We start from the raw sequence: 14,501 nt of genomic DNA on the forward strand, positions 1-14,501 counted from the left end.
CCCTCGCTCCCACCCGCAGATCTCTCACGTGAAGGATGAGGTAACCATGTCGAAGACCCGGGTCGTCATTACTGGGCTCGGTGCCACGACCCCGCTCGGGGGCGACGTGAACAGCACCTGGGACGGGCTGCTCGCGGGCCGCTCCGGCGCCCGGCGGCTGACCGACGAGTGGGTGCAGAACCTGGCGGTCCAGATCGCCGCACCGGTCGCGGTCGAGCCGACCGAGGTGATCGAGCGGGTCAAGGCCCGCCGCCTGGACCGGACGGCGCAGCTCGCGCTGGTCGCTGCCCGCGAGGCCTGGGCCGACTCCGGCCTGGCCGACTCCGGGCTCGACAAGGAGCGGCTCGGCGTCGCGCTGGCCTCCGGAATCGGCGGCCTGCACACCACCCTGGCGAACTACGACGCTCTGCAGTCCAACCCGCGCCGGGTGTCGCCGCTGGCGATCCCGATGCTGATGCCGAACTCGTCGGCCGCCTACGTCAGCCTGGAGTTCGGCGCGCAGGCCGGCGTGCACACCCCGGTGTCGGCGTGTGCCTCCGGCAACGAGGCGATCTGGCTCGGCCTCGACCAGATCCGGCTCGGCCGCGCGGACGTGATGATCGCGGGCGGTTCGGAAGGCGCGATCATGGCGCTGCCGCTGGCCGCCTTCGGCATGATGCAGGCGCTCAGCAAGCGCAACGACGAGCCGGAGAAGGCGTCGCGGCCGTGGGACGTGGACCGCGACGGGTTCCTGCTCGGCGAAGGCGCCGGCGTCCTGATCCTGGAGTCGTACGAGCACGCGAAGGCGCGCGGCGCGAAGATCTACGCCGAGCTCGCCGGTGCGGGGATCTCCGCCGACGGTCACGACATCGCGCAGCCCGACCCGACCGGTTCCGGTGCGCGGCGGGCGATGCTGCGGGCGCTGTCCGAGGGTGACCTGGCCCCGGCGGACATCTTCCACATCAACGCGCACGCCACCTCGACGCCGCAGGGCGACGTCGCCGAGTCGCTCGCCATCCGGCAGGCGCTCGGCAAGGACGCCGACCACGCGATCGCCACCGCGCCGAAGTCGATGATCGGTCACCTGCTCGGCGGCGCCGGCGCGGTCGAGTCGGTCGCCACCGTGCTCGCCCTGCACCACCGGGTGTCGCCGCCGACCATCAACGTGGACAAGCTCGACGACCAGGTCGAGCTCGACGTCGCGACCGAGCAGCGCAAGCTGCCGGACGGCGACATCGCCGCGCTGAACAACTCGTTCGGCTTCGGCGGCCACAACGCCGCCATCGCCTTCAAGTCGGTGTAGCCCCATGACCGTACTGATGCCGCGACTCCGTCGCGGCGGGTCATGGGGCTTCAACTCCCGGCCTTCCCTCGTCGCTCCGGTCGCTTCGCTCCCTCCACTCCTCAGTCCAGGACGGGAGGCCCCATGACCGTGGCCCCGGCGAAACCCGCCAAACTGCCGCGAGCGCAGGATCCGCGCAATCCGCTCACGCGGCTGGCTGCGCTGCTGGATCCGGGCAGCCTCGAGTTGATCACCCCCGACGACCTGTCGGGGATGGTCGCGGCGCGCGGGCGGATCGCCGGAGCACCGGTCGTTGCGTTCTGCTCCGACGCCACCGTCATGGGCGGTGCGATGGGCGACGCGGGCTGCGACGTCGTCGTCCGCGCGTACGACGTGGCGCGCGCGGAGCAGGTTCCGATCATCGGCCTGTGGCACTCGGGCGGCGCGCGACTGGCCGAAGGAGTGCTGAGCCTGCACGCCGTCGGCAAGATCTTCTACGCGATGACGCAGGCGTCCGGGAAGATCCCGCAGATCTCCGTCGTGCTCGGTCCGGCCGCGGGCGGAGCGGCGTACGGACCGGCGCTGACCGATGTCGTGATCCTCGGCCCCGAGGGCCGGATCTTTGTCACCGGGCCGGACGTGGTCCGCTCGGTCACCGGTGAGGACGTCGACATGCTGCGGCTCGGCGGGCCCGAGCCGCACGGGCGGCGTTCCGGCGTTGTCCACATCACCACCGACAGCGAGGCGGCCGCGCTCGAGCAGGCCCGCCGGCTCGCCGACCTGTTCGCGAACCAGGGCACGATCTCGACAGACATCCCGGATACGGACCTGTCCGGATTCCTGCCCGAGTCGGCGAAGCGGGCGTACGACGTCCATCCGCTGGTCGGAGGGGTGCTCGACGAGGACTCTCCCGTCGAGCTGCACCAGCGCTGGGCGCCGAACGTCGTGACCACCCTCGGCCGCCTCGGTGGCCGGACGGTCGGCGTGATCGCGAACAACCCGCTGCGGCTCGGTGGGTGCCTGGACGCGCTGTCGGCGGAGAAGGCGTCCAGATTCGTCCGGATGTGCGACGCGTTCGGCGTACCGCTCGTGGTCCTGGTCGACGTCCCCGGGTATCTGCCCGGCGTCGGTCAGGAGTGGGACGGCGTCGTACGGCGCGGCGCGAAACTGCTGCACGCGTTCGCCGAAGCCGTCGTACCGCGGGTCACACTGGTGACCCGGAAGACGTACGGCGGTGCGTACATCGCCATGAACGCCCGCTCGCTCGGGGCGACCCGTGTGTTCGCATGGCCGCGCGCCGAGGTGGCTGTGATGGGTGCGATCGCGGCCGTTCGGGTGCTGCACCGGCGCAAGCTCGCCGAAGTGGCGCCGGAGCTGCGCGCCCAGGTCGAGGCCGAGCTCGCCGCCGAACACGAGAAGCTTGCCGGCGGCATCGACCGGGCCCGCGAGATCGGCGTCGTCGACGAGATCGTCGACCCCACCCGGACCCGTACCGCGCTCGCTCAGGCTCTGGCCGCCGCCGAGACAGCCGCCGGCGACGCGGGCCCGATCCGCGGGACCCACGGCAACATCCCGCTGTGATGCCGCGGCGCGCGGCTGGGAAACAAATGGGCACCTGGTGCCGAAAAGTTTCCCAGCCACACGCGCTCGGCGGCGCGCAGGACAAGCCGAAGGGCGCGAACCCTGGGGTTCGCGCCCTTCACGTGGTGCGGCCGCTGTGGTTGACGACCACCGGGGGTGTCCCGGCACCCGGTGGCCCAGCGGCCACGGCCCCTCCCACCCTTGTGCAACGTCTGATGCTCAGTCTCGGCGAAAAGTTCGGTGAAGTCCCCGGCCGTCACAGGTTTCTTCTGAAGTTCTCAGGAAGCCTTCAGCCAACGGCTCAGACCACCTGTCAGACCACCTGGTGCAGCCAGCGCACCGGCGCGCCGTCGCCGGCGTACCGGAACGGCTCGAGCTCGTCGTCCCACGGGCGGCCGAGCAAACGCTCGACCTCCTCGGTCAGGTCGGCCTCGCCCGCGGCCGCCTTCAGCATGGCCGCCTTCAGCCGCTCCTCGGGGACCATGATGTCGCCGTGCACGCCGGTGGTCGCGTGGAAGATCCCGAGGTCGGGCGTGAACGAGTAGCGCTCGCCTTCCGCGCCGTTGCTCGGCTCCTCGGTCACCTCGAAGCGGAGCTTCTGCCACCCGCGCAGGGCGGACGCCAGCTTGGCCGCGGTCCCGGCTTCGGCCTGCCAGGACAGCTCGGCCCGGTAGGTGCCCTGGGCCGCGGGCTGCGGTGTCCAGTCCAGTTTCACGGGCACGCCAAGGACGCCGCCCGCGGCCCACTCGACATGCGGGCACAACGCTGACGGCACCGTGTGGACGTACAGAACGCCACGAGTCGTCGCCACCGGGACCTCCTGTGCTCGAGGGGCGCCTTCCCCAGCGTTCTCGAACATCGCCGTCGATCCCGGCGGAAAACTCAGGTGTTGCTTCGGTTGTTGCTTCGGTCAGTGCTTCTACTGTTGCTCCAGTTGTACAGGGCACCACAAGACACCCCGCGAAACTTCTGTACATCTTGCACCACGACCCCCGTCAGCACCAGCAACCTCGCCGTGTCAACTACATCACCGTCGTGTCGCGAACCAGAATCACGGCGAGACGACAACCGGTGTCAGGCCGAGCCACGCCGTACCAGCCGGGTCGGCAGGATGAGCGGCGTCGGCGTGTCGCCGGAGGTCAGCGCGAGCAGCATCCGGGCCATCTCGCGCCCGAGCGACTGGATCGGCTGGGCGACGGTGGTCAGCGGCGGATCCATGTGCCGGGCGGCGGCGATGTCGTTGAACCCGACGATCGCCACGTCGTCCGGCACCGCACGCCCGGCCTCCTTCAGCACCTGCATCGCGCCGACGGCCATCTGGTCCGACGCCACGAACACAGCGTCCAGGTCGGCGTGCTGATCGAGCAGCTCACGCATCGCGGCGCTGCCGCCCTGCTCCGAGAAGTCGCCGTGCGCCACCCGGCCGGCGTCGAGCCCGGCGACGGCCATGGCTTCCTGGAAACCCTTGTACCGCGCGCCGCCGGCGCCTTCGTCCATCCGGCCGGTGATCGTCGCGATCCGCGTCCGCCCACTGTCGATGAGGTGCTCGGTCGCCTGCCGCGCACCGCCACGGTTGTCCGCGTCGACGTAGTACCGCGGCTCGAATCCGATCGGGCGACCGCCGAACACGACCGGTACGTCGGACTTCTCCGCCAACCGGGCCAGCGGATCGTCGCCGTGCATCGACATCAGCATCACACCGGCGGCCTGACGGGTGCGCAGCAACTGCTCGAGCCGGGTCTGTCCTCGCGACGAGGTGGCGAGCTGCAGCATCAGCTCCAGCTCGGTCTCCTCGAGCACCACGGAGATACCGACCACGACCTCGGCGAAGAACGGGTCCGCGAACACCTGCGGGTTGTCGCTGGAGATCGCCAGCACGACCGCACCGGCTTGCTGCGTCGCCAGCGCGCGCGCCGTTGCGTTGGGCACATAGCCGAGGTCGGCGACGGCCCGCAGTACGGCGGCCCGCTTGGCCTTGCTGACGTGCGGCGCGTTGTTGATGACGCGCGACGCGGCCGACCGGGACACCCCGGCGCGCTCGGCGACTTCGTCGAGCGTCACCTGGCGTCTGGAAAGTTCGGTCACCGGCGGGTCCTTGTCGATCGAGTGGATAGAGGGTAGAACATCACGACCGCAGGGCACCGTCCATGATGCCGCTGACCAGTTGCCGCCCGAACAGGACGAACACGGCCAGCAGCGGTACCACCGCGACGAGCGTTCCGGTGAACATCAGCGTGTAGTCGGTGTAGTACTGCGTGGCCAGCTGGCTGAGCGAGAACTGCACCGTCGGGTTGTCCGCCTCGAGCACCGCCAGCGGCCAGAGGAACTCGTTCCAGGTCCCCATGAACGTGAACAGTCCGAGGACCGCGGCACCCGGCCGCAGCGCCGGCGACACCACCCGCACGAACAGTCCGAACGTCGAACACCCGTCGAGCCGGGCCGCCTCGATCAGCTCGTCCGGTACGGCGCGTTCGGCGTACTGCCGCATCAGGAAGACGCCGAACGCCGAGACCAGGAACGGGACGATCACAGCCTGCAGACGGTTCTGCCAGCCGAGCTTCACCATCACCATGTACAGCGGCACGATGCCCATCTGCACCGGGACCATCATCGTTGCGAGCACCGACAGCAGCAGCGCGTTGCGGCCGCGGAACCGGAGCTTCGCGAACGCGAACCCGGCCAGCGACGAGAAGAAGACCACCGACACCGTGACGCACACCGACGCGATCGCCGAGTTCATCAGCCCGCGGGCGAAGTGCGCCTCGGCCGCCTCCGGACCGAACAGCCGCTCCAGGTTGTCGAACAGGTTGCCACCTGGGAGCAGCGGCGGCGGGAACTGGCCGATGACGTCGTTCGACCGGGTGGCGACGACGAACAGCCAGTACAGCGGGAACACCGACAGCACCAGGCTGATGATCAGGGTCAGGTGGACCATGCGGTTCTTCATGACGTACCGCCTCGCAGTCGCCGGGCGAGCAGCGCGTTGACGATTCCGGCGAGCACGGTGAGCAGGAAGATCGCCCACGCGATCGCCGACCCGTAGCCGTAATCGAAGTTCGTGAAGCTCTGCTCGAACATGTACATCGCGACAGTCTGGAACTGTCGCAGACTGCCGCCGGACACGTCGCCCTGCCCGAACAGCAACGGCTCGGTGAACAACTGGATGCCGCCGATCGTCGACATCACGATCGTGAACACCAGAGCCGGCCGGATCAGCGGCACCGTGGTACTGCGGAACTGGCGGACCGGCCCGGCGCCGTCGATCTGCGCCGCCTCGTACAGGTCGCGCGGGATCGACTGCATCGCCGCGAGGTAGATGAGGGCGTTGTACCCCGTCCAGCGCCAGTCCACCATCGTGGCGATCGCGATCCACGAGCCACCGCGGCTCGCCTGCCAGTCGATCGGGTCGATGCCGAACAGCCCGAGCGCACCGTTGACGAGCCCGGCGTCTCGCCCGTACAGCTGACCGAACACGATCGCCACCGCAGCCACCGAGGTCACGATCGGGATCAGGACGCCGAGCCGGAACAGCAGCAGCCTGCGGATCGGCTGGTTGAGCAGGGCCGCGAGGACCAGCGCGCCGAGCAACTGCGGCACGGTCGCCAGCACCAGCAGGCCGACCGTGTTGACCAGCGCGTTCCAGAAGTCCGGATCGCCGACGAGCCGCACGTAGTTGTCCAGGCCGACGAAACCGGCGTCGCCGGTCAGGTCCCACGCCCGCAGCGAAACCCACGCGGTGTAGATCAGCGGGAACAGGCCGAACGCGGTGAACAACACGAAGAACGGCGCGATGAACAGGTACGGCGAGCCATGCAGGTCGAGCCTGCTGCGCCAGGAGGCGGTCGCGGACGGCGCCGGACCGGCCGGGGCGGGGGCCGGCCGCGACGGCCGCGGCGGGGCTTGGGTACTCACTTCTGGACGGCCCGCTTCGCGTCCGAGAGCGCCTTGTTCCAGGCCGCTTCGGGCTCGAGCTTGCCCTGTTCGACAGCGGTCAGTGCGTCACCGATCGTGTCGCCGACCAACTGGTTGTCCGGCCCGAGGTAGACGGGCTTCAGGCTCTTCGCGGAGGCGCCGAAGATCTTGCCGACCGGCGCGTTGTTGAAGTACGGGTTGACCGCGCCGGACACGGCCGGGTCGTCGATGGCCTGCGGCGACGACGGGAAGTTGTTCTTCGCCTTGAAGGCCGCGGTCTGCCCCTCCGGGCTGGTCAGGAAGGCCGCCAGCTCGGCGGCCTCCTTCGGGTGCTTGCTCTGCGCCGGAACGGCGAGGAACGACCCGCCACGGACCGCGCCCGGGCCCGGGACCCGCGCCACGTCCCACTTGCCCGCGTTCGCCTCACCGGCCTGGTCCTTGATGATGCCGAGCATCCAGGCCGGCACGGGATGGTCGCGAACGTGCCCTTCTTGAAGCCCGCGTTCCAGGCCGGGCTCCACATCTGCAGCTTCCCGGACAGGCCGGCGTCGATCATCGCTGTGGCCTGCTCCCAGGACCGGCGGACACCCGGGTTCGAGTCGACGATCAGCTTGTTCTCCCGATCGAAGTACGTCGTGTCGCCCTGCTGCATCAGGATGTTCTGGTAGATGCCGCCGGCGGTGTCGAAGAAGCTCGCGCCGGTGCCCGCGGCAACGAACCGCTTGCCGGTGGCAAGGTACGCGTCCCAGGTCGGCCACAGCGCGCCGACCTGATCGCGGTCCGTCGGCAGCCCAGCCTGCTTGAACAGGTCCGTGCGGTAGCACATGCCCTGGGCGCCGACGTCGGTCCCGAGACCGACGAGCTTGCTGCCGTCCGGCGTGAGCGCCTGCTGCCACTTCCAGTCCAGGAAGTTGCCCTTCAGCTTGGCGGCGTCGTGGTCGAGCAGGTTGACGAACTGGTCGGGCTTGGCCATCAGCTTGACCAGGATGCCCTCCTCCAGCGCGACCACGTCACCCGCGCCGCTGCCGGCGGTCAGCCACTGCTGCAGTTTGGGCGTGTAGTCGGCCAGCTTCGCGATGTTCTCCTCCTTGACCTTCACGCCGGGGTGACTCGCCTCGAAGGCCCGGTACAGCTCGTCGTACCCGAACTTCCCGAAGGTCTTGACGGTCAGCGTGACCGTGCCGTCGCCGGCGGCCGGCTCCTGCGACCCGCATCCCGTCACGGCAAGCAGGGCGACGGCCGCCGCTGCCGCGAGCATCTTCTGAACCGACATCGACTTCTCCAAACTGGACGGAAACTGGGAGCGCTTCCAGGCGACCATAGACGCCGTCCGCCGCTGTGTGAAGGCCGAATTTCGTGCACGTTTCGGTCTTGACACACTCTCGGCCCGTCGGCAGCATCAGGCCCAATCGCTCCCTGATCCTGCAAGCGCTCCCAGCGCGCTCCCGGAGGCTGTCCATGCCTGAAATCCCCTGGCGGTCCGGTGCGGCCGCCGTCCTCGGTGCCGTCATCCTGGTCCCACTGCTGACCGCGCCCGCGGCCGCGGACCAGTCGTACGAGCGGGTCCTGAACGGAACCTTCGACGCCGGGAAGTCACCCTGGTGGAGCAGCGGGTCGACGCCATCGGCGGTGACCGACGGGCGGCTGTGCGCGCAGATCCCGGCCGGCACCGTGAACCCGTGGGACTCGATGATCGGCCAGGACGACCTGCCGCTCGAGTCCGGGCAGCCCTACACGCTGCGGTTCGACGCGACCACGAGCCGGCCGGTCCAGTTCCGCGCGGTCCTCCAGCAGGCCGCCGCCCCGCACGCGACCGTGCTCAACAAGGCCGTGAACGCGACCACCACGTCGCAGACGTTCGAGTTCACCGGCACGTCACCGGTCACCGACACGCACGGCCAGGTGTCGTTCCAGATGGGCGGCGCGACCGAGCCGTACACGCTGTGCCTGGACAACATCTCCGTGGTCGGCGGCATCCTTCCGCCTGGTGGCATCCGCGACTTCGGCTCACCGGTCCGCGTCAACCAGGTCGGGTACGTCGCCAACGGGCCGAAGCGGGCGACGTACGTCACCACTTCGACCACTCCCCTGCCCTGGCGACTGCTTGCCGCCGACAACAAACCGGTCGCGACGGGTACGACGAAGCCCTTCGGCAGCGATGTGCTGGCGGGCGACGACGTCCAGCTGATCGACTTCGGGTCGTACCGCGGCACCGGCAGTGGCTTCCGGCTGGCCGTCGGCGATGATGTCAGCGAACCGTTCGACATCAGCCGCCACCTGTACGCCGACCTCCGTCGCGACGCGCTCGAGTACTTCTACAACAACCGCAGCGGCATCCAGATCGAGGCGCAGTACGTCGGGGACGCGTATGCCCGCGCCGCCGGCCATCTCGGCGTTGCACCGAACAAGGGCGACACCTCGGTCCCCTGCTTCCCCGGAACCTGCGACTACAGCCTCGACGTCCGCGGCGGCTGGTACGACGCCGGCGACCACGGCAAGTACGTCGTGAACGGCGCGCTCGCCGCGTGGCAGCTGCTCGACCTCTACGAGCAGACCGGCCGCGGGCCCGCGCTGAAGATCCCCGAGGCAGGCAACCGGACACCGGACGTCCTCGACGAAGCCCGCTGGCAGCTCGAGTTCCTGCTGCGGATGCAGGCGCCGAACGGGATGGTGCACCACAAGATCCACGACGAGAAGTGGACCGCGCTCGGCCTCGCTCCGGCAGCGGACCCGCAACCGCGCTACCTCTACCCGGTGTCGACCGCGGCTACCCTCAACCTGGCGGCCGTCGGAGCCCGCTGCGCGCGGATCTACGCGACCTGGGACCACCGCTTCGCGGCGCGCTGCCTGGCCGCGGCGGACAAGGCCTGGAAGGCGGCACGTCAGCACCCGGCCGTGTACGCCCCCGACGGCGGTGAAGGCGGCGGCGCGTACGACGACACGAAGGTCACCGACGAGTTCTCCTGGGCGGCCGCCGAGTTGTACGCCGCCACCGGCAGAGCGTCGTACAAGCGCTTCATCACCACGACGCTCGACGCCGCCGACGGCTTCTCCTGGCAGGAGACCGGTGGGCTGGCCGACCTGGCACTCCTCCGCGTGCAGTCGCGGCTGACCCCGCCAGATCGATGGAAGCTGCGCGACCGCATCACGCGCGCCGCCGACGCCTACCTCGCCAACGTCAGCTCGCAGGGCTACCCGAACCCGTACAAGCCCGCCGACGGCCAGTACGTGTGGGGCTCCAACTCCGGTACCGCGAACAACGCGATGATCCTCGCGATCGCCGCGGACCTCACCGGGAAGGCGGCGTACCGCTCGGCGGCGCTGGAGTCGCTCGACTACCTGCTCGGCCGGAACGCGCTGAACCAGTCCTACGTGACCGGGTACGGAGAACGCGCCAGCCACAACCAGCACCACCGGTTCTGGGCGCACTCGCTCAACCCAGCCCTGCCGGCGCCGTATCCGGGCTCGCTCGCCGGCGGGCCGAACTCGCACCTGCAGGATCCGGTCGCCCAGCGCAACCTGCCCGGCTGCGCGCCGGCCAAGTGCTACGTCGACGAGATCGGGTCATACTCGACCAACGAGGTCGCGATCAACTGGAACTCGGCCCTCGCCTGGCTGACCGCCTACGCGGACGACTAGGACGAGACGCTTACGGGAAGCGGGAGGCGAGGGCGATGCAGGCACCGGCCGCGGCCAGCGTGAACAGCATCGCGATCCCGGCGTACCGGGCGGTGATCTCCTTGTCGACCTCGTCGTACCCGACCGAGGAGCCGATGTCCTTGTAGACGTCCTCGAGCTCACCGGCCGACTCCGCGGTGTAGGCCTCGCCGCCGCTGATCTCGGCCACGGTGCGCAGCTCGGCGCGGTCCGGTGGCACCCGCTGCCGGATCCCGTCCATCTCGATGAACCCGGAGTCGGTGCCGAAGCAGATCGTGTAGACCGGGGTGTTCTTCGCCTTCGCCGCCTGGGCGCCTTCCTGGGCGGTCCGGCCGACGGTCCGCTTGCCGTCCGACAGCAGCACGATCCGGGCCGGCGCCGGGTCGTCCGGGTGCTCCGGGTCCGGCGGCACCTGGGTCAGCGCCTGCAGCGAGGTGAAGATGCCTTCACCGGTCGCGGTCGACTCGGCCAGCTCCAGACCGTCGATCGAGCGCAGGACGGTCGCCCGGTCGGTGGTCGGCGGCACGATGATCGACGCGGTACCGGCGAAGTTCACCAGCGCGACGTTGAACTTCGCCGGCAGCTGGTTGACGAAGTTCTTCGCCGACTTCTTCGCGGCCTCGAGCCGGTTCGGCTCGATGTCGGTGGCCATCATCGACAGTGAGACGTCGATCGCGACCACGATCGTGGCCCGCTCCCGCGGCACCTTGACCTTGTCCTTCGGCTGCGCGAACGCGACGATGCACATCAGCGCGGCGAGCAGCGCGAGCCCGACGGCCAGGTGCCGGCGCCACTGCGGGCGGCGCGGCGCGACCCGGTCCAGCAGCGCGATGTTGGTGAACCGCAACGCGTACTGCGAGCGGCGGTGCTGGAGGAAGATGTATCCCGCGAGGATCAGCGGGATGAGCAGCAGGAACCACAACCGCCCAGGAGACAGGAACTCCATCAGCGAGCCACTCCCTTCGGCGGTTGGTGCAGGCGCGGCGCGATCCGCCGGTAGGCCAGCGTGAACCGGACGGTGTCAGCGACCCAGTCGCGGTCCGTGCGCAGCACGAGATGCCCGGCACCTACCCTACGCAGAGCGGCGCGGGTTCGTTCCCGCTGGGCGAGCGCGGCCGTCGCGAACGCCTCCCGGACCCGGCGCCGCCGGGTGTCGATCTCGCGGACCTCGCCGGTCTCCGGGTCACCGATCGTGACCACGCCGATGTTCGGCAGCTCGAGCTCGCGCGGGTCGACGATCTCGACCGCGAGCACCTGGTGCTGGGCGGTCAGCTTCCGCATCGCGCGCTCCCAGGACGGCTCGATCTGGGTGGCGATCTCGCCGTCGTGCGGGGTGAGGAAGTCCGACACGATCACCCGCAGACCGCGTTTACGCTGGGTGCGCGCCATCGACTCGAGCGCCGCGGCCAGGTCGCTGCGGTGGACCTCGTCGTCGGTGGCGACCTGCTCGGCCAGCAGCGCGCGCAGCAGGCCGTACAGCGCCAGCCGCCCGGACCGCGCCGGCCAGCGCCGCAGCGCCGAGTCGCGCAGCATCAGCCCGCCGAACCGGTCGCCGAGCCGGTGGGTGAGGAACCCGACGGTGGCCACGGCCGCGACCGCGAGCTCGCGCTTCTCGAGCGTCGACGTACCGAAGTCCATCGAGCCGGACAGGTCGACCAGCGCCCACGTCTCCAGCTCACGGTCCGCGATCAGGTCGCGGACGTGCGGCACCGTGGTCCGCGCGGTCACCGCCCAGTCCATCCGGCGGACGTCGTCACCGACCTGGTACTCACGCGCCTCCGCGAGCTCGGTCCCCGGCCCCGGCAGCAGGCCGAGATGCTCACCGTGCAGATAGCCCTCGAGCCGCCGGACGACGGTCAGCTCCAGCCGGCGCAACGCACGCTCGGGAGCGAGCTGCGAGATCGTCATCGCAGCCCGCGGGTCAGGACGGTTGGGCATTAATGCTCCCTGTTCCGGAGCATCAGACGAACTCCGGGCGGCCGGTGCCGTCGGCGCCGTCGCGCCAGACCGGCTGGGGCGGCGGGACGGTGGCCAGGATGCGCTCGATCACGGCGCGCGGGTCGATGTTGTCGGCGACGGCGTCGAAGGTCAGACCGAGCCGGTGGCCCATCACGTCCAGCGCGACGGTCTGAATGTCACTGGGCAGCAGGTAGTCGCGGCCGTGGATCAGCGCCAGCGCCCGGCCGGCCGAGATCAGGCCGAGGGTCGCGCGCGGGCTGACGCCGAGCTCGATGATCGGCTCCAGGTCGGGCAGGTGGAAGTCGGTCGGCGTCCGGGTCGCCATCACCAGGCGGACGGCGTACTCCGCGACCAGGTTGTGCACGAACACCTGCTCCGCGGACCGCTGCAGCTCGAGGATGGTCTCCGGCTTCAGCACCTGCCGCGGCTCCGGCGGGTCGACGCTCATCCGGCGGAGGATCTCGAACTCCTCGTGCCCGCGCGGATGCGGTACGTCGATCTTCACCAGGAAGCGGTCGCGCTGCGCCTCGGGCAGCGGGTACACGCCCTCGGACTCGATCGGGTTCTGGGTGGCGATCACGATGAACGGCTTCGGCATCGGGAAGGTCTGGCCGCCGATCGACACCTGCCGCTCGGCCATCAGCTCCAGCATCGCCGACTGCACCTTGGCCGGAGCGCGGTTGACCTCGTCGGCGAGCACGAAGTTCACGAACGTCGGGCCGAGCTCGATGTCGAAGGTTTCCCGGGTCTGCCGGTAGATCCGGGTACCGACGATGTCGGACGGGACCAGGTCGGGGGTGAACTGGATCCGGGCGAACGACCCGCCGACGACGCTCGCGAAGGTCCGGACGGCGAGCGTCTTGGCGACCCCGGGAACACCCTCGAGCAGGCAGTGTCCCTTGGCCAGCAGCGACACCATCAGGGTCTCGACCATGTGCTCCTGGCCGACAATCACCCGCTTGACCTCGCCGACGGCCTCCCCGATCAGCCGGGACTGCTGGGCCACCGAGCCTGCCGGCACCGTGGTTTCGGTCATGCCTGTCCTTCCGGGGTCCGCGCGCGGACCTTGTCATCCACCGTCATTCGCCGTCCATCACCGACGATCACCGTCGTACATCACATCGCGACACCGGTCATTCCATCAGATCCCCGGGTCCAGCAGCAGCACGGCCCACCGCACCCTTTCCCCATCCTCCCCCTCCGGCCCAAATCCCGCCTCCGCTCGCCTGCGGCGACAGTGCTACCGGGGATGTGGTGGGATTGGGGTGATGACCGCGACCGAATCCCACACCGAGGTGCAGCCGGAGCAGCCGGCCGCGCCGGAGATTCCGGCCGCCCTGCCGCTGCAGCCGGAGGACCCGCCGCGGGTCGGTGCGTTCTGGCTGCGCGGCCGTCTCGGTGCGAACGCGGCCGGTTATCTGTACGCCGCCAGCGCCGACGACGGGCGGGACGCGGTGGTCGCGATGATGACCGAGGGTTCGGCCGACGACGCGGCCGCCCGGGAGCGGTTCGTGCACGCGGTCGACGATCTGCCCGAGGAGGTCGTCCTCGCGCACAACGACTCCGACGACGACGATCTGGCGCTCTGGGTCGCGATCGGGCCGATCCGGCCGGACGACGGCTCCAGCGCGGCGGCCGACGAGCGGCTGATCGCGGAGCGTCGCGGCGAGGAGATCCTGTCCGCGGTGCTGATGGATCGGGTCCCGCAGCCCGGCAAACTTCGCGGCCCGGACTTCCGCCACTACTGGGAGAACCGGCGTCGTCCCGGACTGTTCCGGATCTGGCCGCTGCCGTGGCCGAGCGCACTGCGTCCCGCGTCCCGCTGGGCGCTCGGCTTCGCGTTGCTGACGATGGCACTGCTGATGGCCCTCGCGGTCGTGCTCGCGTGGTGGTTGTTCCGCAACGCGCCGCCGCTGGAGCCCGAGCCCGTGATCCCGACGCCGACCGGCACCACCACCGTGACGGTCACGCCGACCACGCCGCCGCCGGGCACGGGGACCGGCTCCACGTCGCCTTCCGGAGGCCCGTCGACGCCGACCACCACCGCGCCGACCGGGATTCCGACCATCGCGCCCACCGGTTCGCCCGGTACGGCGACCAACCCGGAGGACAGGTTCTGAGCAGCCTGTTC

The 14,501-nt window shown here is 70.1% G+C and carries 12 protein-coding genes and 1 pseudogene; 4 read left to right on the forward strand and 9 right to left on the reverse strand.

Annotated elements, in window-relative coordinates; genetic code table 11:
* Positions 1–46 precede the first annotated feature (46 nt).
* Both fabF and AB0B82_RS09040 read left to right on the forward strand, forming a co-directional pair.
* Positions 47–1,282, forward strand: coding sequence for a beta-ketoacyl-ACP synthase II (fabF, locus tag AB0B82_RS09035; protein ID WP_360164300.1), 1,236 nt, complete (start codon positions 47–49; stop codon positions 1,280–1,282).
* Between the two features lie 123 nt (positions 1,283–1,405).
* Entirely contained in the window at positions 1,406–2,842 is a 1,437-nt protein-coding gene (locus AB0B82_RS09040) for a carboxyl transferase domain-containing protein (protein WP_360164302.1), read from the forward strand.
* 313 nt (positions 2,843–3,155) lie between these two features.
* Here AB0B82_RS09040 and AB0B82_RS09045 read toward each other — a convergent pair whose 3' ends face one another.
* The 6 genes and pseudogenes from AB0B82_RS09045 to AB0B82_RS09070 all read right to left on the reverse strand — a co-directional run.
* Positions 3,156–3,701, reverse strand: a complete 546-nt coding sequence (locus tag AB0B82_RS09045; protein WP_360164304.1) for a DUF3145 domain-containing protein — start codon at positions 3,699–3,701, stop codon at positions 3,156–3,158.
* Between the two features lie 215 nt (positions 3,702–3,916).
* A complete protein-coding gene (locus AB0B82_RS09050; protein ID WP_360164306.1) occupies positions 3,917–4,927 on the reverse strand; it encodes a LacI family DNA-binding transcriptional regulator in 1,011 nt (336 codons plus the stop codon).
* Between the two features lie 40 nt (positions 4,928–4,967).
* A complete protein-coding gene (locus tag AB0B82_RS09055; protein WP_360164308.1) occupies positions 4,968–5,789 on the reverse strand; it encodes a carbohydrate ABC transporter permease in 822 nt (273 codons plus the stop codon).
* A complete protein-coding gene (locus tag AB0B82_RS09060) occupies positions 5,786–6,754 on the reverse strand; it encodes a sugar ABC transporter permease (protein WP_360164310.1) in 969 nt (322 codons plus the stop codon). Before AB0B82_RS09060 ends, AB0B82_RS09055 begins: the two co-directional genes overlap by 4 nt.
* Entirely contained in the window at positions 6,751–7,209 is a 459-nt protein-coding gene (locus AB0B82_RS09065; protein ID WP_360164312.1) for an extracellular solute-binding protein, read from the reverse strand. Before AB0B82_RS09065 ends, AB0B82_RS09060 begins: the two co-directional genes overlap by 4 nt.
* Before the next feature lie 104 nt (positions 7,210–7,313).
* Positions 7,314–8,075: pseudogene (locus tag AB0B82_RS09070) on the reverse strand (ABC transporter substrate-binding protein); the annotation flags it as partial.
* Between the two features lie 137 nt (positions 8,076–8,212).
* On the opposite strand from AB0B82_RS09070, the gene AB0B82_RS09075 reads away from it, so the two are divergent.
* The gene (locus tag AB0B82_RS09075; protein WP_360164314.1) at positions 8,213–10,393 is read left to right on the forward strand and encodes a glycoside hydrolase family 9 protein; all 2,181 of its coding nucleotides are present in this window, start codon (positions 8,213–8,215) and stop codon (positions 10,391–10,393) included.
* A 10-nt stretch (positions 10,394–10,403) separates the two neighbouring features.
* Here the strand turns inward: AB0B82_RS09075 and AB0B82_RS09080 are convergent, their stop codons facing one another.
* The 3 genes from AB0B82_RS09080 to AB0B82_RS09090 are packed head-to-tail and all read right to left on the reverse strand — an operon-like array spanning position 10,404 to position 13,406.
* Positions 10,404–11,357, reverse strand: a complete 954-nt coding sequence (locus AB0B82_RS09080) for a VWA domain-containing protein (RefSeq protein ID WP_360164316.1) — start codon at positions 11,355–11,357, stop codon at positions 10,404–10,406.
* Positions 11,357–12,349 carry a DUF58 domain-containing protein gene (locus tag AB0B82_RS09085; RefSeq protein ID WP_360164318.1) on the reverse strand — a complete coding sequence of 331 codons (993 nt, stop codon included), beginning with the start codon at positions 12,347–12,349 and terminating at the stop codon, positions 11,357–11,359. Before AB0B82_RS09085 ends, AB0B82_RS09080 begins: the two co-directional genes overlap by 1 nt.
* A 22-nt stretch (positions 12,350–12,371) precedes the next feature.
* On the reverse strand, positions 12,372–13,406 hold the full coding sequence (locus tag AB0B82_RS09090; protein WP_360164320.1) for a MoxR family ATPase: 1,035 nt from the start codon (positions 13,404–13,406) through the stop codon (positions 12,372–12,374).
* A 232-nt stretch (positions 13,407–13,638) separates the two neighbouring features.
* Between AB0B82_RS09090 and AB0B82_RS09095 the strand changes: the two genes are divergently transcribed.
* Positions 13,639–14,490 carry a hypothetical protein gene (locus AB0B82_RS09095; protein ID WP_360164322.1) on the forward strand — a complete coding sequence of 284 codons (852 nt, stop codon included), beginning with the start codon at positions 13,639–13,641 and terminating at the stop codon, positions 14,488–14,490.
* The last annotated feature ends 11 nt before the right edge of the window (positions 14,491–14,501 follow it).

The organism is Kribbella sp. NPDC048915, assembly GCF_040649595.1.
Classification (GTDB): Bacteria; Actinomycetota; Actinomycetes; order Propionibacteriales; family Kribbellaceae; genus Kribbella.